Raw genomic sequence first — 18,930 nt, 5'->3', positions numbered from 1 at the left:
TACGATGAGTGATAGAAAAAAACGTGTTGCGACCCAAGCGGTCACCTACGTTGAGAACGGAATGACACTTGGCCTCGGCTCTGGCTCAACGGTCAACGAATTTCTTGTTGTATTGGCAGACCGAGTGAAGAAGGGATTGAACGTGAAGGGAGTACCTTCATCACGCAAGACGGAAACGATCGCCAAAGAGTTAGGCATCCCTTTAATGGGTTTTCCAAAGGAAGGAACGTTGGACCTCGCCATTGATGGGGCAGACGAAGTGGACCCTAGATTGAACCTTTTAAAAGGAGGAGGAGGGTCTCTCGTACGAGAAAAGATCGTTGCTTCTTGTGCCAAACGATTGCTCGTGATGGTCGATGAAAGCAAACTCGTAGGAAGTCTGGGCGCTTACCCGTTGCCAGTCGAAGTGTTGCCGTTTGGCTGGGAACAAACCGCAGCGAGAATTTCTGTTCTTGGTGGTGAACCTGTATTGCGGCACAAGGACGGCGAGGTGTTTATTTCCGACAATAGCAACTACATCCTGGACTGTTCTTTTGGAACAATCACGGACTCAGAGAAGCTGCATCGATTGTTGAAACAGCTCGTAGGCGTTGTGGAAACCGGGCTGTTTGTTGGCATGAGCGATGTTGTTCTCGTGGCAACTAAGGCAGGAGTGGAAAAGTACGTACATGAGGAGGGAAGAATCGATGAATGATGTGATTACGATTGGCGAAGCAATGATCACCTTTAATCCGCATTCAACTGGCCCGCTTAAGTTTGTGAATGATTTCGAAAAGAAAGTAGGCGGTGCGGAGCTAAATGTGGCCATCGGCTGTTCCCGGCTTGGACTTCAGGTGGGCTGGATCAGTCGCCTAGGCAAGGATGAGTTCGGCCAATCCATTCGGACGTTTGCCCGAGGGGAAGGCATTGACGTTTCTGAGGTGGCACTCGTTGAAGGCTATCCGACGTCCTTGAACTTCAAGGAAATCATGGAAGACGGAAGTGGACGCACGATGTACTATCGCGATCATTCGCCAACGTCAACGATGACACCAGCGGAGTTAAAACCTGAATATTTTCGTGAGGCAAAGCTGCTCCATATTACCGGCATCTTCCCAGCAGTTGCCCCAGAAAACATGGAAGTGACAATGAGGGCGATTGCGCTTGCCAAAGAATATGGTCTAAAGATTGCTTTTGACCCAAACATTCGCTTGCGGCTATGGAACAAAGAAGAGGCAAGGGAAGCTCTTTTTCCATTGCTCGCTCATGTCGACATTCTCCTTGCGGGAGACGAGGAGATGAAAGTCATTCTCGGCGAGTCCGACCCTCATGCCATGATTGAAAAGGGCAAAGAGCTCGGTATCTCCCTCATCGCGATTAAAAGAGGGGAGAAAGGTTCTGTTGGCTATTACAACGGCGAAATCGTCGAAGCTGCTCCTGTAAAAGCGTCAAAAATTGCCGATACGGTCGGCGCGGGGGACGGGTTTGATGCGGGAATGATTTACGGATTCCTGCAAGGTTGGCCGCTATCTCGAATGTTGACATTTGCCAATACGATCGGGTCCATGGTGGTCAGCATCGTTGGAGATAATGAGGGATTGCCTTACTTAGAAGATGTGCAAGCAAAGACGGGGGAAATCGAACGAGTGGAACGGTAGGAGGAGTAGAAGCGCGATGAAATTACAACTGGCATTGGACCGTTTAACATGGGATGAGTGTTTGGCGCTAGCAAGAGAGACTGAAGCGAATGTAGATATCATAGAGATTGGAACGGGAGTAATTAAGGAGTACGGAATGGCGATCGTCCGCAAATTGAGCGATACCTTCCCCGAACATACGATTCTTGCAGACATGAAAATCTGTGATGCTGGCGAACATGAGGCGAAGCAAGCCTTCGACGCGGGGGCTGATATCGCCACAGTGATGGCATTTGCTTCAGATGCCACCATCCAAGGTACTCATCAAGTAGCAGAGAAGTATGGCAAACAGATGATGATCGATTTGCTTCAAGTTCGTGAACGAGAGAAGGTCAAACAACTCAAAGCGCTCGGCGTTTCCTTTGTTGGGCTGCATATTGGCAAAGACCAGCAGCAAGACCATCAGCTAAGTTCAGCGCTGTTCTCTTTAGTCGAAGACCTCCATCTAACCACCTCAGTGGCTGGAGGGGTCACATTGGCGAGTTTAAGAGGCATTTGTGAACACTCTCCGGATGTTGTGATTGTTGGGAGTGCGATTACAAAGGCTGACGATCCAGGTGGGGCAGCGAGGTCCATGCGAAAGATCATGCGTGATTCGGAAAAAAGATGAAGCGATTGGATATAGGAACCGCTCAAGCCAACGGCTAAAGCGGTTCCTTTTTCTATTGTCTATAAGCATGAAACCTTAGCGTTGTTGAAGGGAATGCCTAGTATGGCTCCGACCTTTGTAGGGGAGTAGGACGAACAAGTAACTGACTAGGCCTTTTGTGGTATAGACAACTAAAAAGGAAAATTGATACTCTACTTATGAAAGCCCTTTCAAATTATCTAAGCCCATCTCCTCAGACTTCGTTTGCATGATTCCATGCGGATGCGGTTTTGAAGTAGGGTAAGATTCAATTTTTGGAGAAGGGCACCTTTAGAAGCGCTACTTGAACGAGTGATTGGGGGGTGTGAAAATCAAGATAGCGATTACTAAAAAAAGGTTGTTGATTGCAATGTATTACATTACTTGAACGGAGGGATCAGATGAAAAAACGGACCATCGCGGTGGCGGCGCTCGCTTTAGGGATTTCTTCGATGCTGGTGGTGCCGGCAAGTGGCCATGAGCCACCGGGTAAAGCCAAAGGCAAGCAGAAAGATGAGGTTAAATTGGGGATCGATAGGTTTCTTGAAGAAGAACTCGAGCGTGTGAATGGAAAAAACGTCGGTTTGATCACGAACCCCACCGGTGTGGACCAGGAATTATCCAGCATTGTCGATCTGTTATATGATCATCCGGAAGTGAATCTTACAGCACTGTACGGGCCAGAACATGGGGTTCGAGGCGACGCCCAGGCAGGCGAGTATGTGGAATTTTATACCGATGAAAAAACCGGTTTGCCGGTCTACAGCTTGTACGGAGAAACCAGAACACCGACAGCAGAAATGCTCGAAGATGTAGATGTACTGGTGTTTGACATTCAGGACGTCGGCACAAGGTTTTACACATACATCTACACAATGGCCAATGCAATGGAAGCCGCGGAAGAGCAGAATATTGAGTTTATCGTGCTGGATCGACCGAACCCACTCGGAGGGGAAAGCGTTGCGGGGCCGGTTCTTGAGCCGGAGTATGCATCCTTTATCGGCCAATACCGGATTCCAATTCGCCACGGTATGACCGTTGGAGAATTAGCCACACTATTTAATGAAGAATTCGAGATTGATGCCGATGTAACCGTCGTGGAAATGGAAGGGTGGCAGCGTGAGATGACCTACGATGACACCGGGTTGGAGTGGGTGCTCCCATCGCCTAATATGCCGACGACCGATTCAGCCGTGGTCTATCCGGGAGGAGCCTGGTTCGAAGGCACCAATGTATCAGAGGGGCGCGGAACCGCTAAACCGTTTGAGTTGATTGGAGCGCCGTTTATTGATGGCACGGAACTTGCCGCGGCACTGAATGCGCTTGATCTTCCTGGTGTGGCCTTTAGGGCAAGTTATTTTACGCCACAGTTCTCCAAACATGCTGGTGAACTGTCCGGTGGTATTGAGATTCATGTGACGGACAAGGACGCGTTTGAACCGGTGTCGGCAGGCTTGCATATGGTCAAAACCATTCAAGATATGTATCCGGAGGACTTCGAGTTCCGCGCAGAAGACAGTGAAGGCATCTCTTTCTTTGACAATCTCGTCGGCAATGGCTGGATCCGTGAAGCCATTGAAGCAGGAACATCAGCCGAAGAGATCGAAGAACGTTGGCAGGAGGACGTAGCTGAATTCGAAAACTTGAGAGAAGACTATCTTCTTTATCATGACAAAGGAGGAAAGGGCAAAGAAAAGGGAAAAGGAAATCCTCATTGATAGAGCCTATGAAAAGGAGAGGATAGCGAGATGAGAAAGCGAACGGGATGGTTGGTGTTGCTAGGCTTGACGCTTGTGTTCACGAGTCTGTTCACCCCGGCGCAGACCGCAGCGAATAAGAAAAATGACAACGCGAACTACCATAAACGTTGGGTTGAAAAAACAATGAACGACATGACGCTTGATGAAAAAATCGGGCAGATGTTCATGGTTGGCTTTCAAAATGAGTCGGGGCCGGCATATGAAGTGAATGAGCAAGCCGAAACCATGATTAATGAGTATCATGTGGGCGGAATCATTTTATTTACAAGAAATGTCGACACCCCATCTCAAGTGGCCGGGTTAACCAATGCGTTGCAAGAACTCGCCTGGGAAAAGGAGAATCAAATCCCACTAATGGTCACCGCTGATCAAGAAGGCGGTCGTGTGATTCGGATTGAAAAGGATACGACGATCTTTCCAGGCAGCATGGCTTTAGGCGCCACTCGCTCCGAGGACCTTGCGTATGAAGCCGGACAAGTGACTGGGACGGAGCTTCAGGCGATGGGAATTAACGCGAACTTGGCGCCATCCCTTGATGTCAACAACAACCCGGATAATCCAGTCATTGGTGTACGTTCATTTGGCGAAGATCCCGATCTGGTCGCTGATCTTGGCACAGCGAACATTCAAGGGTTTCAGGAAGCCGGCGTCCTTGCGACAGCCAAACATTTTCCGGGCCACGGCGATACAGACGTAGATAGCCACATTGGCCTTCCGTCGATTCCTTACGATATGGAGCGACTGCGCGAAGTCGAGCTTGTCCCTTTCAAACGCGCGATCGATCAGGGCGTTGACATGATCATGAGCGCCCACATTACCTTCCCGGAAATCGATGATACCCCGGGTCTTCCGGGAACATTGTCTGAACCGGTCTTAACCGGAATTCTCCGGGAAGAACTCGGCTTTGACGGTGTGATTATAACCGATGACATGGAAATGGCGGCGATTGTTGACAACTTTGGTGCTGAAGAAGCAGCAGTCAAATCGATTCAAGCTGGGACCGATATCGTGCTGGTTTCTCACCGACTTGATCGCCAGAAGGCTTCCATTGAAGCGGTGAAAGAAGCGGTGGCGAGTGGGGACATTTCGAAAGAACGCATCGATGCCTCCGTTGAACGGATTCTTAAGGCCAAAGCCAAAAAAACGACGGGCAAGCCGATGATTCGAACCCCTTTTGTAAATGAAACCCACGTGCCTAAGAACGTCGGTACCGAGGACCATCAGCAAGCTGCTGCGGAAATCGCGAGACAAGCCATCACACTGGTCCAGGACAACGACGACCGTTTGCCGGTAGATGCTACGCAAACCGAGGATGCCTTTGTGGTTAGCGCGGAAAATGCGGATGCGTTTGGCAAGGCCATCGAAGCGCACGGCGTGAAAACGACCGTTCAGTCGACGGGCACTCAGCCATCGGAATCGGAGGTGACTGAGATCGTCCAGGCGGCTGCGGGTCATGATCTGGTTGTTGTCGGAACCTCAAGCCAGGAACACGGCAAACTTGTGGAAGCACTCGAAACCAGTGGTTCAAACGTTATCATCGTTGGTTTGGACACGCCTTATGATCTGAGAGGGTTTCCGGATGCGTCCACGTATCTTGCCGCCTACGGATACCAACCCGCCTCCCTTGAAGCTGCCGCGGCAAGCATTTTCGGTGATATCGATCCGGAGGGCCAACTGCCGGTGACGATTCCCGGATTGTATGAGTATGGGCACCCAAAATAAGGACTTGTTGAACTTTGAAAGAGTCTGTTTTGGAGGAGCAATTGCATAAACATAAGCGCCGTATCACTACCAGAGTGATACGGCGCTTTTTAATGGGGCTGGTACTTTGCGAAAGCCCTCTTACCTATCCGTGGCAGCCTCAATAATGAGCACGACCGCGGTAATCGCATGCAACGCCCAGCCGACAAACGGAATCCAGGCGAGCAAGGAGGTGATTATACCAAGAATGTGACCGGCTTTTCCTCTATAATGAATCGCCGCGAAAACGAGCCCAACAATATGAAGAATCAACATGAAGCCAAGCGGCGAATAGCCCATAAAAACAACAAAACTTCCGCCTAAGACGGGGATTGCGAGAAGCGCTTCGAACGTACCGGAAACTGATTTTAAGACGCGACTGACCATTAGATCAACTCCTATAATTAGCTTAGATAACGTCATTTCTTTTTATAGTATAGCAGGAGCGGGCGTCAACATTCGAGAAATAACAACATTCTCATACGACTGGCTCGGAGTGAAATGATGTAGACAAGGCTTAGATGCTGATGAAAATGAGCGATAAGGTGAACGAGTTGCTGGTTTCAGTTAGATTTAAGGCCTCTCACCGTTTAAGCCACCCCTATTAAACCCCAACACAAAATAATTTAAGAATTTTTATAGTTAAAAAGACCTTAATTTACCATTCCTTATTTACTAATCTGACTTTTGGGTTTACTATACTTTATAAAGGCACTGGATAAATTAACTGACTAAAATCTAGAATTAACGTTGATTTAAAGTAAAAAGAGCGCTTTATAGGAGTTGACCATCGATCTTTTTAAAGAGAGCGCTAGATGTTAGGAGTTGATGCATGATTTGACACTTGAAAAAAAGGTGCACTTAATACAGGCCATGAACCGATCAAATATCCTCAATCTCATTCGATTAGAGGGTCCGATTTCAAAGAGGGCTGTGGCCAAGCGAATTCAAGTAAGTCCGACAACGGTAAATTCCATTGTTTCCGATCTAATGAGAGAAGGCTTTGTCAAGGAGAAGGGGGTTGGTTATTCTACGGGTGGGAGAAAACCGGTGCTCTATACATTTGATCCTGATGTGAACTTCGTTATTGCCGTATCCCTCAGCAATTCATCCATACGAATTGCCAGCTTGAATCTTAACGGTGACATCAAGGAGATCAAAACGCATGCCACCGAGAAAAGGCAAGGACGTGCCTATATCGAACTTTTTTTGAATGCGCTTACACTATTTGTTGAACATTTAGAAGATCTCTCGCGTTGTGTGGGGATTTCAATTATAGCCCCAGGGGTGGTTGACGCCAAACGGGGGGTGATTAAATACAACGCAAGGCTTGCTCTTTTTGAAGTGGGAATTAAGAAGTTAGTAGAAGAGACATTCGGAATCACGACCTTCTTGGACAATGACACCCATTCATTTGTTATAGCTGAGCGTTATTTTGGCGCAGATGCTTATAGGAACTTGCTCTACATTACAGTCGGGGAGGGAGTTGGGTCTGGCATTCTTGTGAACGGAGAGATTTACCGAGGGCATAGTGGCAGCTCTGGGGAGATTGGTCATATGGCCGTCGTACAAGGAGGTGCACCGTGCTCTTGCGGAAATAAGGGCTGCTTGGAAAACTATGTGAGCTGGCCAACGATTCACTCGAAAATCGTGTCTGCGCTGTTAACACAAGGAGTGGAAACTTCTATTTCCGCACACATAGACGGCGACTTTAACAGTATCACTCCCGAACTTTTTGTGGAGGCGGTGGAAGAAGGAGACCCACTGAGTATGCAACTCATTGAAGAAATGGCGGAATATCTTTCCGTGGCTATTGTCAATGCGGTGCACTTACTAAATCCAGAGGCGGTGGTATTAAGCGGAGAGTTGGTTCAAGGGAATGAGACACTGCTCGCTCTTGTTCGCGAGAAGGTATCACGCCGAGCGCTTCCGTCGGTGGGGGCAAACGTAGGCATTCATATGACTTCTCTACGCGGCGATATCGAAATGTTAGGAGCTTTATCGGTTTTGTTGCAGGAAGAGATGCATGTTGGTCGATACAGTCGACTTTAGACTGATATCTTGATCCATACGGAGGTAGATTCGTTTGAGGAGATACGCGGGAGTTTGTCTATTGGCAGCTGTCCTTTTAGGAGGGTGTAGCGAGGCAACGACCTCCGGGCAGAAGACACTTGAGGTTGCACTGTGGGACGAAAATGCAAGCGATGCCGTGAACCGTGCCATCGAAGCTTTTAATGAAAAGCATCCGGAGGTTGAAGTGAATGTCACCTATAGTCCTTTTGCCCAATATTTTACCACGCTCCGAACAAGTATTGGTGGGGGGAGTGGGCCGGATATCTTTTGGATGAATGCTGTTAATTTTTATGAATATGCAGAGCCTGGACTGATAAAAAATTTGGAGCCCTTTATTGCTGGGGATGATGAGTTTAGCAAGGAGGATTACTACGAAAGCATTGTTGAACTGTACAGCTATGAAGATCAACTCCATGGCGCCCCGTACTTTGTTGATGCCGTCGGGCTTTACTATAACAAAGAGTTATTTGACCAAGCTGGCATTGATTATCCGGATGAATCATGGACATGGGAAGATATAGAAACCGTTGGCGCCGAGCTGACGGATCCAGAGGAAGGGGTGTACGGGTATGCAGCTCCGATTGTAAGCAATCAGGGAGGCTACTACAACTACATACCTCAGGCTGGAGGAGAAATTGTAAGTGAAGACCAGCAAAGTTCTGGCTTTGATTCGGAGAGTGCGAAAGAAGCGTTCCGTTTTATGAAACGAATCGTTGACAAAGGAATATCTCCTGACATCAAATCACAAATTCAAAATGACCTGAACCAAATGTTCATGTCTAACCGTATCGCGATGCTGCCAGCGATTTCGGTGATGTCGATTGAATTTAATGAAGCGATGGGCGATCAAATCGACATAGCACCATTGCCAGAAGGAGAAGAAGACACTGCGGTTGTGCACGGCATCAGTTGGGCTATGAACGATCATGTTGAGGATGAGGAGCTTGCCTGGGAGTTAATGAAAGAACTTACCGGTGAGGCGGGCAATGAACAGATTGCTGAAAGCGGATTCTCCACTCCTGCAAGGCTAGATGCTGGAGACCTTTGGCTTGAGTCGATTCCACATATGAACCTGGAAGTTTTTATTGACGCCCAGGAGACAGGAACCCCTTATCCGCTCTCTCGAAATACAGCAGAGTGGCAGCGGATGGAGCAAACGGAGATTCAAGGGGCATTCCTTGGAGAAGAATCCATCGACGATACCCTTGATCAAGTGGCTGATGAAATGAATCGGATTTTGAGGCAAGGTCAGGAGCCGGACTAAGAAAGGAGTCGAGCTATGCAAAGTCAAACAGCTGGAACATCTAAGCCTCATAAGATCAATAGGGGAGTGGGAAAGAATAAGCGGAAAAGAGATGCTTTATGGGCGCTATTATTTATAGGCCCGACGTTTCTAGGCTTGTTTACCTTTTACATTGGACCCGCGATTGCATCGTTCGCTTTGTCGTTTACTTACTGGGATGGTTTAACATCACCAACATTTGCTGGGCTGGACAATATGGTTGCCTTGTTGACAAGTCCTATCTTTCTACGGTCTCTGTTAAACACAGTTGTCTTCATGCTCGTGGCCGTGCCAGTATCGGTGGCGGTCGCTACCTTGGTAGCGGTGCTGTTGAATCAAAGAATTAAAGGAATGATCTTGTATCGCGCCCTCTATTTCTTGCCTGTTGTGACAATGCCGATTGCCGTCGGGATGGTATGGAAATGGTTGTATAACACTGAATACGGATTATTCAACTATGTATTGAGTGCAGTTGGTTTGCCGCAGCCCGAGTGGTTGTTTGATCCGAGTATTGCGTTGCTTTCGGTCATCGCTGTGTACGTGTGGATGACCATTGGAAATAATATCATTTTAATTCTTGCGGGGCTGCAGAATGTTGACCCTACGTACTATGAGGCTGCTGAAATTGATGGGGCTTCTCGTGTTAAACAGTTTTTTAGCATTACGCTCCCACTCATCACACCGACATTGTTCTTTGTCATCATCACGGCGATGATCAGTTCACTGCAAGTGTTTGATTTGATTTTTGTGATGATTGGGGACACGACGGCACTTGTTGGACCGTTAAGAACCATTGTGTATGGCGTCTATGAGTCAGGCTTTATGTTCTCGCAAATGGGTTATGCTTCTGCGCAAGCATTTATCCTGTTCTTGTTGATTTTGGTCATTACCATTATTCAATTTGCTGGCCAGAAGAAGTGGGTTCATTACGATGGATAGTACAAGAAGGGAGTGCTAGGCTTTGAGGGAAGCAGGTATCCATGTGTTGCTCATTATCGGGGCGGTTATTATGATTATTCCATTTTTGTGGATGATATCGACTTCGTTAAAGACGTACCTTGAGTCGATGCAGGTTCCGCCAACGTTTTGGCCGCATGAGCTCGTGTTCGAGAACTTTGCCAATGTCTTTGAGAATGGGGACTTTCTCACCTATTACTTTAATACGTTTTTTGTAACAGTCGCGCGAACGGCAGGTCAGCTCCTTCTCTGTTCGATGGCGGCATTTGCTTTTGCTCGTCTTGACTTTCCGTTCAAAAACACGTTGTTTATTTTGATCCTTTCGGTGTTGATGGTTCCAATGCAAGTGATTCTTATTCCTAATTACGCCATTTTGACCCAACTTGGCTGGATTGACACCTTCTATGCCTTAATTGTACCGGGCATTTTCAGTGCCTTTGGCGTTTTTCTCCTTCGTCAATTCTTTATGGGCATTCCTAAAGAGCTAGACGAAGCTGCCATTATGGACGGGTGTTCCATGTGGGGCGTTTACTGGCGTGTCATCTTGCCGAACGCTAGACCCGCACTTGCTGCACTTGGGATTTTTACGGTACTTGCTTCATGGAATGATTTTATGTGGCCGCTCGTTATGACCAACTCTGCAGATATGCGTGTTCTTTCCGTTGGCATTGCCAACTTTGAAGGGCAGTACGGAACGGACTATCCACTCTTGATGGCAGCGGCGCTCATGTCGACAATCCCGATGTTGATTATGTTTTTATTCTTACAAAAGCAACTAATAGCAGGAATTGCCCTAGGTGGGGTTCGAAAATAGTAAGGAATAAATAAAACGTATTGAAAAAAGGAGATGAAATCATGGTTCGAGTACTCGTAGTAGGACTAGGCACAATGGGGTCAACCCATGCCGCTAGCTTTGCAGCAATGGAAAATGTTCAGTTAATGGGTGTGGTGGACAAAAATGCAAAGCTCGTAAATACACTTGCCAAAAAGCTAGATACAAAGGGTTTTGCCAGTTTTGAAGAGGCGGCTAGCTACTTGGAAGGGCAAATTGACGTGGTTTCCGTCTGTCTGCCAACTAATCAGCATGCGACTTATGTGAAAAAAGCGGCGGATATCGGAGCCGACGTTATTTGTGAAAAGCCGCTTGCACGGCAGCTGGGTGAGGCGCGAGAAATGATGGACTATTGCAAGAAAAAAGGTTCGAAGCTTTTTGTTGGCCATGTGGTTCGCTTCTTTCCAGAATACGTCAAGGCAAAAGCAGTGATGGAGGAAGGCAAGGTTGGAGAGGTGGCAGTGGCCCGAACAATGCGTGGTGGGCCTTTTCCGAGGGCGTCCGAAAACTGGTACGCCAATTACGATAGTAGCGGTGGCCTTATTCTCGATATGATTATTCATGATTTTGATTTTCTGCGCTGGACCTTTGGAGATGTCGAGCGTGTCTATGCGAAGAATCTTGCAGGGACAACAGGCGAGAATGAGGCGATGAAGGACTACGCGCTCGTCACGCTTCGCTTCAAAAGCGGTGTCATCGCCCATGTTGAAGGGTCGTGGGCCCATAAGCAGTTCCACACATCTTTTGAATTTGCAGGCAAAGACGGCGTCATCAGCTACAGCAGTGCCAAAGAAAAGCCTGTGGTGACTGAGAGGATCGCAGAGGAAGGGGAAGCATCGGGTGGTGTGTCTGTTCCCGAGAGTCCGCTAGCCCAGTCGCCTTACGACCGAGAGCTCCACCACTTTATGGACTGTATACAGACGGGCAAGGAACCAGTGGTCACGGCTGAAGATGCGTATAAAGCCATGGAGATCGCTCTCGCTGCGTTGCAGTCCATTGAAGAGAAGCGCCCGGTGAGCTTAGAAGCACAAACAATTCAACCCTAATACTGGAAAAAAGGAGGAGTTCAAGATGAAAGTTGGAATCATTAGTTTTGCCCATGGCCACGCCCATGCGTATGCAAGTAGTTTAGTCGGGATTGAAGGAGTCGAGCTCGTTGGAATTGCCGATGAGGACAGAGATCGAGGAGCAAGTGCAGCGGATACGTACCACACCTCGTATTATCAGAGCTACGAAGAACTGCTTGAGGAGAGACTTGATGCGGTTGTGGTGACTTCTGAAAATGCTCGCCATGCTGAGCACGCGGTGGCGGCAGCTAGAGCAGGGGCGGCTGTTCTATGTGAGAAGCCTCTTGCGCACACGGTTGAAGATGCAAAGAGAATCATTCAAGTTTGCGAAGAAGAGGGCGTTTTGCTGCAAACGGCTTTCCCGGTACGTTTTAATGAAGCGATTAAGCGTGCGAAACAGCGAATTGATGAAGGAGAAATCGGCGAAATTCTCGCAATGAAAGGAACGAACCGTGGCAAAAATCCAGGCGGTTGGTTTAACGAGAAAGAGCTTTCTGGTGGAGGGGCGGTGATTGATCACACGGTCCATGTAGTCGACATCATGCGCTGGGTGACCGGAAGTGAAGTCCAAGATGTCTATGCGGAAGTGGATCAACTATTCACTGAGAAAGACATTGACGATTCGGGGCTTCTGACGATGACGTTTGAAAATGGAATCTTTGCGACGCTTGACTGTAGCTGGTCGCGCCATCAGAATTTCCCGATCTGGGGGGATGTCACGGTTGAATTTATCGGATCGAAAGGAACGCTTACGGTCGATGCCCAGGGACAGAAGTTTGATGTCTTCCAAAATAACGGTCTGGAATACGCCTTCTGGGGAGATGACATGGACGATGGCCTCGTCCGAGACTTTATCGCCAGCGTCAAAGCGAAAGCAGCACCATCCATTACAGGAACGGATGGCTTGCGTGCATTAGAGGTGGCAAAAGGGGCGTATCAGGCGGCAAGAGAAAAGCAGCCAGTCTCTGTTTCAAGGTAGAAAAGCCAGAACCACCACTAAGTGTAGACCTCTAATCAATGGTCAACCGAAAGGGATGAATAAAATGAAAAAAGGAATTAACCAATGGTGCTACCCTCCAGGAACACCGCTTACCGATGTGCTGACATGGACAAAGGAAGCTGGGTTCGACGCTATTGAACTAAATGTGAGTAAGCCCGGTGACGTCGGATTGAACCTCGAGACGACGCTAGAAGAAGCGAAGGAAATCAAGGCAAAGGTGACAGAGGCAGGGCTTGCGATTGAAAGTCTGTCAACGGCGCTTCTGTGGGAATTTCCGCTTTCGGCAGGTGAGGAGAAAGTACGAGAGCAAGGAAAGAATGTGGTGCGGAAGATGCTTGAACTCGCAAATGCCATGGAACTTGATGCAATTTTGGTTGTTCCCGGACTTGTTACCTCTGAGGTAGCATATGACGAATGCTACCGTCGCAGCCTTGACTCTATCAAAGAACTGGCTCCTTATGCAGAGGAGCTGGGGGTGAAGATTGGCATTGAAAATGTCTGGAACCAGTTTTTGCTTTCTCCCCTGGAGATGGTGGCATTCATTGATGGATGCGATTCGGAGTTTGTCGGTGCGTACTTTGATGTCGGCAACGTCCTGCAATTTGGCTTTCCGGAGCAGTGGATTCGTATTCTAGGAAATCGCATTGTCAAGGTTCATGTCAAAGACTTTAACAAAAAGGTGGGCAATATCACCGGATTTACCAATCTGCTTGCAGGTGATGTGAACTGGCCAGCGGTGATGCACGAGCTAAACGAAATCAACTACACGGGGGCGATCAGCGCTGAGCTATCGGCGTACGCTAATCATCCAGCGGCGCTTGCCCACGACACAGCCAGGCATATGGATATTCTGCTTTCAATGGGACAGGAATCAACAGCAAATAGATGGAATTGTGCAGTCATTAAAAATCGTGGGTTCCCGTCCGAGTAGGGATGGAATACGGCAGAAGGCTTTGTAGTAAGGAAACATCAGAAGGCTAGAGGAGAAGTAGGATCCTTTAGTACAAAATTGGAGGTCATGAAAATGGAACAACAAGTTCACGTTGGTTTTATAGGAGCAGGGGGCATTGCCCAGGCGCATTTGAAGAATGTGGCCGCGAATCCAAAAGCAAAGATTGTCGCTATTTCTGATATTTCCCCGCAGGCAGTGGAGGCGCAATCCGAAGTATACGAGGCAAGCGCCTACACTGATGCCTACGAGATGCTTGAGGCCGAAAAGCTGGATGCTGTCTTTCTAAGCATTCCCCCTTTTGCCCATGGGACGCTTGAGGAAGACATTGTCGCCAAGGGCATCCATTTATTTGTGGAAAAGCCGGTGGAGCTGGACCTTGAACAAGCGAAGAAAAAATGGAAAGTGATCGAGGAATCAGGCGTTCTTCACGCCTCCGGGTACTGCTTGCGTTACTGGGATGTTGTGCAAAAGGCAAAAGATTTCCTTCAAGGCAGAGACGTAGCTCTAGTCCGTGGACACTATCTAACCTCATTTGTGGAAACCCCTTGGTACCGTCTAGAAGACAAGTCGGGCGGGCAGCTTGTTGAGCAGTCTACGCATATTCTTGACCTTTTTCGCTATCTTGGCGGAGAGATCGTTGAAGTAAGCGGCCATATGGCGCTGCAAGTCAGTCAAGATATTGAGGGAATCACGATACCTGATGTAACGGCGGTCACGACTCGATTTGCATCCGGGGCCATTGGCCAGCTCTCTAGCACCTTCATTCAAAGCGATCATCGGATGGGCGTGGAGCTAATGGGCAGAGGGTTCCGCGTAACGCTTGAAGGAGGGACACTGACGATCGTGGACAATGGAGAGAAAGAAGTGTTTGAGTCGGAGGTCGATTTTTACGAAGTGCAAGACGCTGCCTTTATCGAGGCGGTACAGAAGAAAGAGGCTGCTCTTATTCTTGCTTCTTATGAAGAGGGGATGAAAACACTCGAGGCAACACTAGCAGCCAAGCAGTCAAATAAGGAAGGAAAAGTCGTAACCCTTAATCATATAAGAGTTTAGAGGAGGCCGATGATGAAGGCAGGAATTAGTTCGTATAGCTTGCACCAGGCGATGCAGGCGGGGGAAATGACCATTCTAGACGTTGTCGATTATGTCGCGGATGTTGGAGGGGAACATATTGAGATTGTTCCCGTCGGTTTCAATTTGCTCGAGGATCCGGCGCTCGTAGATGAGATTGCAAGCAAGGCCAAAGCACGAGGGCTAGAAATTTCCAACTATGCGGTTGGCGCTAACTTCATTCAAGAGTCAGAAGAGGACTACCGCGCGGAAATCGAGACGATGAAGAAGCAAGTGGATATAGCCGCTCGACTCGGGGTCTCGCGGATGCGACATGATGTCGCTTCGCGTAAGCTGGAGGAGACGTCCTACGCGTTTTTTGAAGAAGACTTGCCAAAGCTTGTCGCTGCGTGTCAGGAAATTGCAGACTACGCCAGTCAGTACAACATCATTACAAGTATTGAGAACCACGGCTTCTACGTGCAGGCAAGCGAACGAGTGCAGCGGATAGTCCGTGCAGTGAATCGAGACAATTTTAAAACAACCCTCGATGTCGGAAATTTCCTCTGTGTGGATGAGGACCCAGTCGCTGCAGTGGCGAATAATCTGCCATACGCATCGATGGTTCATTTTAAAGACTTTTACTACCGCGACGCTTCTTTACCTGTTAAAGAAGGCTGGATCAAGACAGCGAATGGTCGTTACTTGCGCGGGGCGATTGTCGGTCATGGGGATGTCGCAATTCCTGAAATTACAGCCCTTATCCAAGAAGCTGGCTATGATGGCTATGTGTCGATTGAATTTGAAGGAATGGAAGACTGTCGCAAAGGAGCAAAACTGGGACTTGATTCAATCAAACAATTATGGAAAGAGCGGGTGAAGTAAAATGAGCGAACAAGTGAAAATTGGAGTGATTGGCGCTGGCAGCATTTCGGATATGCATCTGAAGTCGTATGCAGCAAGTGATAAGGCGGAGCTCGTGGCCGTGTGTGACCAAAACGAGGAGCGCGCTAAGGAGAAAGCGGCGCTTTACGGAGCGAAAAGGATATACACAAATCATGAAGAGCTACTTCAAGATCCAGAGATTGAAGCGGTTAGCATCTGCACATGGAACAATAGTCACGCAGAAATTGCCATTGATGCACTCCGCGCAGGCAAGGATGTGCTTGTGGAAAAGCCACTGTCGACAAGCGTGGAAAAAGCGCTGAAAGTCGAGGAAGCTGTCAGAGAAACAGGGAGGAAGCTTCAAGTAGGCTTTGTGCGTCGCTATGCCTCGAATACAGAGCTCGTCAAAACATTTGTTGATCAAGGGGATCTTGGCGATGTTTATTACGCGCGTGGGGTTACGCTTCGTAGACTCGGCAACCCCGGTGGATGGTTCGCTGATAAGGAACGTTCTGGCGGAGGTCCGCTTCTGGATATTGGTATTCACGTCATTGATGTGCTCTGGTATCTGATGGGACGCCCGAAAGTGAAATCAGTGAGCGGCAATGTGTACAGTCATCTCGGCAACCGTGCCAACGTCGAGCATCTTTCGTTCTACAAGGCCGCCGATTACGATCCTTCCAAGAATTCTGTTGAAGACTTTGCGAACGCACTCATTCGCTTTGAAAATGGCGCATCGATGAGCGTCGATGTTAGCTACACCATTCATGCGGAAAAAGACGAAATGTCAGCGAAGCTTTACGGGACAAAAGGCGGGGCTGTGGTCGAACCGAAACTAGAGCTTGTGTCGGAGAAGTACAATACGATGCTGAACATTCTTCCACAAGTGGATAAGACAACGCTTGATTTTGGTGAGGCTTTTCAAAATGAAATTGATTGGTTTCTGAAAGTGTGTCAAGGAGAAGAGGAGACGAGAAGTCCGGTCGAAGATGGCGTGGAGATGATGAAGATTCTTTGCGGGATTTATGAGGCAAGTGAACAGCAAAAAGAGATTGTCTTTGAGGGTAGCCCCAATATGATCTAAGGGGGGCGGGGGCTGCAGGCGCCAGTGGTTCGTGAGTTCTGGCGCCCTTTTACTTAAGAGGAGACTATGGGTTCGATGAATAAGAAGCAACCGTTTACCATGCTGAAAGTGTTTAATTTCTTTCTCTACGGGTCCATCTCCATCTTGCTTTCCTTTTTTCCGCTTTACTTTCAAGAAGTCGGCTTAAGCCAAGTGGCGATCGGGATGCTGATGGCAGGTGGTCCTTTCGTTTCCATCTTTGCCAATCCTTTCTGGGGGTATTGGAGCGATCGCTTGCAGGATATCAGGCGCGTGTTGATCGTGATGTTAATAGGAAATGTGATCATTGTGCAGTTTGTGTTTCAATTGCAATCACTCACGTATGTTTTCATGGCGATGCTCGTCTTTTTCATGTTTCAAACACCGCTGCTTTCTCAAAGCAACAGCATGATCCTAAATGCGGTGGAGGGGACGGCGCATAAGTTCGGTTCCATTCGTGCCTGGGGTTCCCTGGGGTGGGCTCTTCTTGCCGTAGCCGCAAGTCCTCTCATTGATCTGATTGGGATTGAACAGCTTTGGGTGCTTTACACAATTCTTCTTCTTATTACTATCATCTGTAGCTTTAAACTCCCACGAAGCAAGGCGACAAAACGAACGAAGCTCACGAGGGAGGACTACAAGCGAGCTTTTTTTGGAAACAAGTACTTCATGCTCTTCGTTCTTCTTGGTATTCTCATTTCCGTACCGAATTCAATGAATCAGACTTTCTTCTCTCTTTACATCGATCAGCTGGGTGGCTCTGTTGTTCTCATCGGGTGGGCCGCTTTTCTGACAGCGATCTTTGAAGCTCCTGTATTTCTATTGCTTGATCGATTCTTGAAAAAAGATCTCAAGACGATGATGGGGTGTTTAATTGCTGTCAGCTCTCTTTATCTCCTAAGATGGATACTGATGGCGTCTGCAACAAGCCCTCTTGAAATCATGTTCTATCAAATGCTTCATTGTGTAACCTTTGGCGGATACTACTACATCGGTACCGTTTTAACGGCCATGCTTATTCCTTCTCAACTAAGAGCCAGTGGGCAAGCCGTGTACGCTCTCACCTGGGGTGGAGTTTCTGGGATCATTGCTGGCTTCTTAGGGGGCTGGTTATTTCAAGAGCTCGGACCGAGAACGATGTACACATTTTCAGCGGTACTGACCGTTTTTGGTGTAGTTGGTTTTACGCTGATGTGGTGGCGATTAAGAAAGGTCGAAAAATACGAAGATAGGAAAGAAGTTTCAAGTAGATAAAGCTAGAGCAATCGAATCTAGAGTTTCGAAAAAACAAGAGAGGATGTTAAAAATGAGCGATATGCTAGTGCCTTTGTATACGGTGCCTGAAGAGACATTTGCAAGCGAGCAAATTGTGATTCGTAGAGCTCTTGCGCCAGAAAAGCGCCTTGTTCTGGACTGGGTGCAGAAGCATTTCAACGCGGGCTGGGCAGACGAGTGTGATGTCGCCTTTAGCCGAGAACCGGTGGCCTGCTATATTGCTACTCGTGATCAAGAACTGCTTGGCTTTGCCTGCTACGACGCTACGTTGAAAAATTTCTTCGGTCCAACAGGTGTGAAGGAGGAAGTACGAGGACAGGGAGTTGGCAAGGCTCTTCTTTTTCGCGCGATGCACGCGATGAGGGAAAACGGGTATGGATATGGAATTATCGGTGGTGCAGGGCCTGTGGAGTTTTATGAGAAGGCGCTTGGAGCGATTGAAATTCCGAATTCAAAACCGGGGATCTATCGTGGCATGCTTAGAGGGTAAAAGTGGCTGGTGAGATTTAGTTATGAGAATATGTTTCCGGAATCAGAATTACGGAAACGAGTCACGTTCTTGACAAACATAATTGGATCAAGAAGAGGTTCTCTTGGGTTATCCATATGCTGGATTATCCCTTCATCTTTAATTGATGAATCCAGAGACAC

The 18,930-nt window shown here is 48.1% G+C and carries 18 protein-coding genes; 17 read left to right on the top strand and 1 reads right to left on the bottom strand.

All coding sequences use genetic code 11. The annotated features are described in order from the left end of the window. The first annotated feature begins 4 nt into the window (after positions 1-4). The 5 genes from rpiA to nagZ all read left to right on the top strand — a co-directional run bounded on the left by rpiA (position 5) and on the right by nagZ (position 5,786). Positions 5-694, top strand: coding sequence for a ribose-5-phosphate isomerase RpiA (rpiA, locus tag AVZ68_RS02745; RefSeq protein ID WP_059103022.1), 690 nt, complete (start codon positions 5-7; stop codon positions 692-694). Continuing rightward, positions 687-1,637, top strand: coding sequence for a sugar kinase (locus tag AVZ68_RS02740; RefSeq protein ID WP_059103021.1), 951 nt, complete (start codon positions 687-689; stop codon positions 1,635-1,637). The genes rpiA and AVZ68_RS02740 overlap by 8 nt, the downstream gene beginning before the upstream one ends. Positions 1,638-1,653: 16 nt before the next feature. Continuing rightward, entirely contained in the window at positions 1,654-2,286 is a 633-nt protein-coding gene (gene hxlA / locus AVZ68_RS02735) for a 3-hexulose-6-phosphate synthase (protein WP_059103020.1), read from the top strand. Positions 2,287-2,705: 419 nt separating this feature from the next. After that, entirely contained in the window at positions 2,706-4,022 is a 1,317-nt protein-coding gene (locus AVZ68_RS02730; protein WP_059103019.1) for an exo-beta-N-acetylmuramidase NamZ family protein, read from the top strand. A 30-nt stretch (positions 4,023-4,052) separates the two neighbouring features. Then, the gene (gene nagZ, locus AVZ68_RS02725; protein WP_059103018.1) at positions 4,053-5,786 is read left to right on the top strand and encodes a beta-N-acetylhexosaminidase; all 1,734 of its coding nucleotides are present in this window, start codon (positions 4,053-4,055) and stop codon (positions 5,784-5,786) included. A 120-nt stretch (positions 5,787-5,906) separates the two neighbouring features. On the opposite strand, the gene AVZ68_RS02720 is transcribed toward nagZ, so the two are convergent. Further along, positions 5,907-6,191 (bottom strand): hypothetical protein, encoded by a 285-nt coding sequence (locus AVZ68_RS02720; RefSeq protein ID WP_059103017.1) that lies wholly within the window; start codon positions 6,189-6,191, stop codon positions 5,907-5,909. Positions 6,192-6,632: 441 nt separating this feature from the next. Between AVZ68_RS02720 and AVZ68_RS02715 the strand changes: the two genes are divergently transcribed. From AVZ68_RS02715 to AVZ68_RS02660, 12 genes are all read left to right on the top strand, one after another. Then, on the top strand, positions 6,633-7,856 hold the full coding sequence (locus tag AVZ68_RS02715) for an ROK family transcriptional regulator (protein ID WP_059103016.1): 1,224 nt from the start codon (positions 6,633-6,635) through the stop codon (positions 7,854-7,856). A gap of 61 nt (positions 7,857-7,917) precedes the next feature. Next, positions 7,918-9,141 (top strand): ABC transporter substrate-binding protein, encoded by a 1,224-nt coding sequence (locus tag AVZ68_RS02710; RefSeq protein ID WP_245628044.1) that lies wholly within the window; start codon positions 7,918-7,920, stop codon positions 9,139-9,141. A 15-nt stretch (positions 9,142-9,156) separates the two neighbouring features. Continuing rightward, positions 9,157-10,098: a carbohydrate ABC transporter permease gene (locus AVZ68_RS02705; RefSeq protein ID WP_059103014.1), complete on the top strand. Its 942-nt coding sequence runs from the start codon at positions 9,157-9,159 to the stop codon at positions 10,096-10,098. Between the two features lie 70 nt (positions 10,099-10,168). After that, a complete protein-coding gene (locus AVZ68_RS02700; protein WP_082676286.1) occupies positions 10,169-10,930 on the top strand; it encodes a carbohydrate ABC transporter permease in 762 nt (253 codons plus the stop codon). A 41-nt stretch (positions 10,931-10,971) separates the two neighbouring features. Then, a complete protein-coding gene (locus tag AVZ68_RS02695; RefSeq protein WP_059103012.1) occupies positions 10,972-11,994 on the top strand; it encodes a Gfo/Idh/MocA family protein in 1,023 nt (340 codons plus the stop codon). Between the two features lie 25 nt (positions 11,995-12,019). Further along, the gene (locus AVZ68_RS02690; RefSeq protein WP_059103011.1) at positions 12,020-12,994 is read left to right on the top strand and encodes a Gfo/Idh/MocA family protein; all 975 of its coding nucleotides are present in this window, start codon (positions 12,020-12,022) and stop codon (positions 12,992-12,994) included. Between the two features lie 64 nt (positions 12,995-13,058). Continuing rightward, positions 13,059-13,946, top strand: coding sequence for a sugar phosphate isomerase/epimerase family protein (locus tag AVZ68_RS02685; RefSeq protein ID WP_059103010.1), 888 nt, complete (start codon positions 13,059-13,061; stop codon positions 13,944-13,946). A 93-nt stretch (positions 13,947-14,039) separates the two neighbouring features. Beyond that, positions 14,040-15,020 carry a Gfo/Idh/MocA family protein gene (locus tag AVZ68_RS02680; RefSeq protein WP_059103009.1) on the top strand — a complete coding sequence of 327 codons (981 nt, stop codon included), beginning with the start codon at positions 14,040-14,042 and terminating at the stop codon, positions 15,018-15,020. Between the two features lie 12 nt (positions 15,021-15,032). Next, positions 15,033-15,902, top strand: coding sequence for a sugar phosphate isomerase/epimerase family protein (locus AVZ68_RS02675; RefSeq protein ID WP_059103008.1), 870 nt, complete (start codon positions 15,033-15,035; stop codon positions 15,900-15,902). A gap of 1 nt (position 15,903) precedes the next feature. Then, positions 15,904-16,986, top strand: a complete 1,083-nt coding sequence (locus tag AVZ68_RS02670) for a Gfo/Idh/MocA family protein (RefSeq protein ID WP_059103007.1) — start codon at positions 15,904-15,906, stop codon at positions 16,984-16,986. A 75-nt stretch (positions 16,987-17,061) separates the two neighbouring features. Beyond that, positions 17,062-18,258, top strand: coding sequence for an MFS transporter (locus tag AVZ68_RS02665; protein ID WP_082676285.1), 1,197 nt, complete (start codon positions 17,062-17,064; stop codon positions 18,256-18,258). Between the two features lie 52 nt (positions 18,259-18,310). Beyond that, positions 18,311-18,769 (top strand): GNAT family N-acetyltransferase, encoded by a 459-nt coding sequence (locus tag AVZ68_RS02660; protein WP_059103005.1) that lies wholly within the window; start codon positions 18,311-18,313, stop codon positions 18,767-18,769. Positions 18,770-18,930 lie beyond the last annotated feature (161 nt).

It is taken from the genome of Shouchella shacheensis, assembly GCF_001484965.1.
GTDB lineage: Bacteria > Bacillota > Bacilli > Bacillales > Bacillaceae_D > Shouchella > Shouchella shacheensis.
The sequence above is the reverse complement of the archived record's forward strand: the minus strand, read 5'-3'. Positions and strand labels throughout refer to the sequence as shown.

What these genes read in the sequence shown, in the direction of transcription:
- rpiA (WP_059103022.1), top strand. Translation starts at nt 5, where the DNA reads ATGAGTGATAGAAAAAAACGTGTTGCGACCCAAGCGGTCACCTACGTT.
- AVZ68_RS02740 (WP_059103021.1), top strand. Translation starts at nt 687, where the DNA reads ATGAATGATGTGATTACGATTGGCGAAGCAATGATCACCTTTAATCCG.
- hxlA (WP_059103020.1), top strand. Translation starts at nt 1,654, where the DNA reads ATGAAATTACAACTGGCATTGGACCGTTTAACATGGGATGAGTGTTTG.
- AVZ68_RS02730 (WP_059103019.1), top strand. Translation starts at nt 2,706, where the DNA reads ATGAAAAAACGGACCATCGCGGTGGCGGCGCTCGCTTTAGGGATTTCT.
- nagZ (WP_059103018.1), top strand. Translation starts at nt 4,053, where the DNA reads ATGAGAAAGCGAACGGGATGGTTGGTGTTGCTAGGCTTGACGCTTGTG.
- AVZ68_RS02720 (WP_059103017.1), bottom strand. Translation starts at nt 6,191, where the DNA reads ATGGTCAGTCGCGTCTTAAAATCAGTTTCCGGTACGTTCGAAGCGCTT.
- AVZ68_RS02715 (WP_059103016.1), top strand. Translation starts at nt 6,633, where the DNA reads ATGCATGATTTGACACTTGAAAAAAAGGTGCACTTAATACAGGCCATG.
- AVZ68_RS02705 (WP_059103014.1), top strand. Translation starts at nt 9,157, where the DNA reads ATGCAAAGTCAAACAGCTGGAACATCTAAGCCTCATAAGATCAATAGG.
- AVZ68_RS02700 (WP_082676286.1), top strand. Translation starts at nt 10,169, where the DNA reads ATGATTATTCCATTTTTGTGGATGATATCGACTTCGTTAAAGACGTAC.
- AVZ68_RS02695 (WP_059103012.1), top strand. Translation starts at nt 10,972, where the DNA reads ATGGTTCGAGTACTCGTAGTAGGACTAGGCACAATGGGGTCAACCCAT.
- AVZ68_RS02690 (WP_059103011.1), top strand. Translation starts at nt 12,020, where the DNA reads ATGAAAGTTGGAATCATTAGTTTTGCCCATGGCCACGCCCATGCGTAT.
- AVZ68_RS02685 (WP_059103010.1), top strand. Translation starts at nt 13,059, where the DNA reads ATGAAAAAAGGAATTAACCAATGGTGCTACCCTCCAGGAACACCGCTT.
- AVZ68_RS02680 (WP_059103009.1), top strand. Translation starts at nt 14,040, where the DNA reads ATGGAACAACAAGTTCACGTTGGTTTTATAGGAGCAGGGGGCATTGCC.
- AVZ68_RS02675 (WP_059103008.1), top strand. Translation starts at nt 15,033, where the DNA reads ATGAAGGCAGGAATTAGTTCGTATAGCTTGCACCAGGCGATGCAGGCG.
- AVZ68_RS02670 (WP_059103007.1), top strand. Translation starts at nt 15,904, where the DNA reads ATGAGCGAACAAGTGAAAATTGGAGTGATTGGCGCTGGCAGCATTTCG.
- AVZ68_RS02665 (WP_082676285.1), top strand. Translation starts at nt 17,062, where the DNA reads ATGAATAAGAAGCAACCGTTTACCATGCTGAAAGTGTTTAATTTCTTT.
- AVZ68_RS02660 (WP_059103005.1), top strand. Translation starts at nt 18,311, where the DNA reads ATGAGCGATATGCTAGTGCCTTTGTATACGGTGCCTGAAGAGACATTT.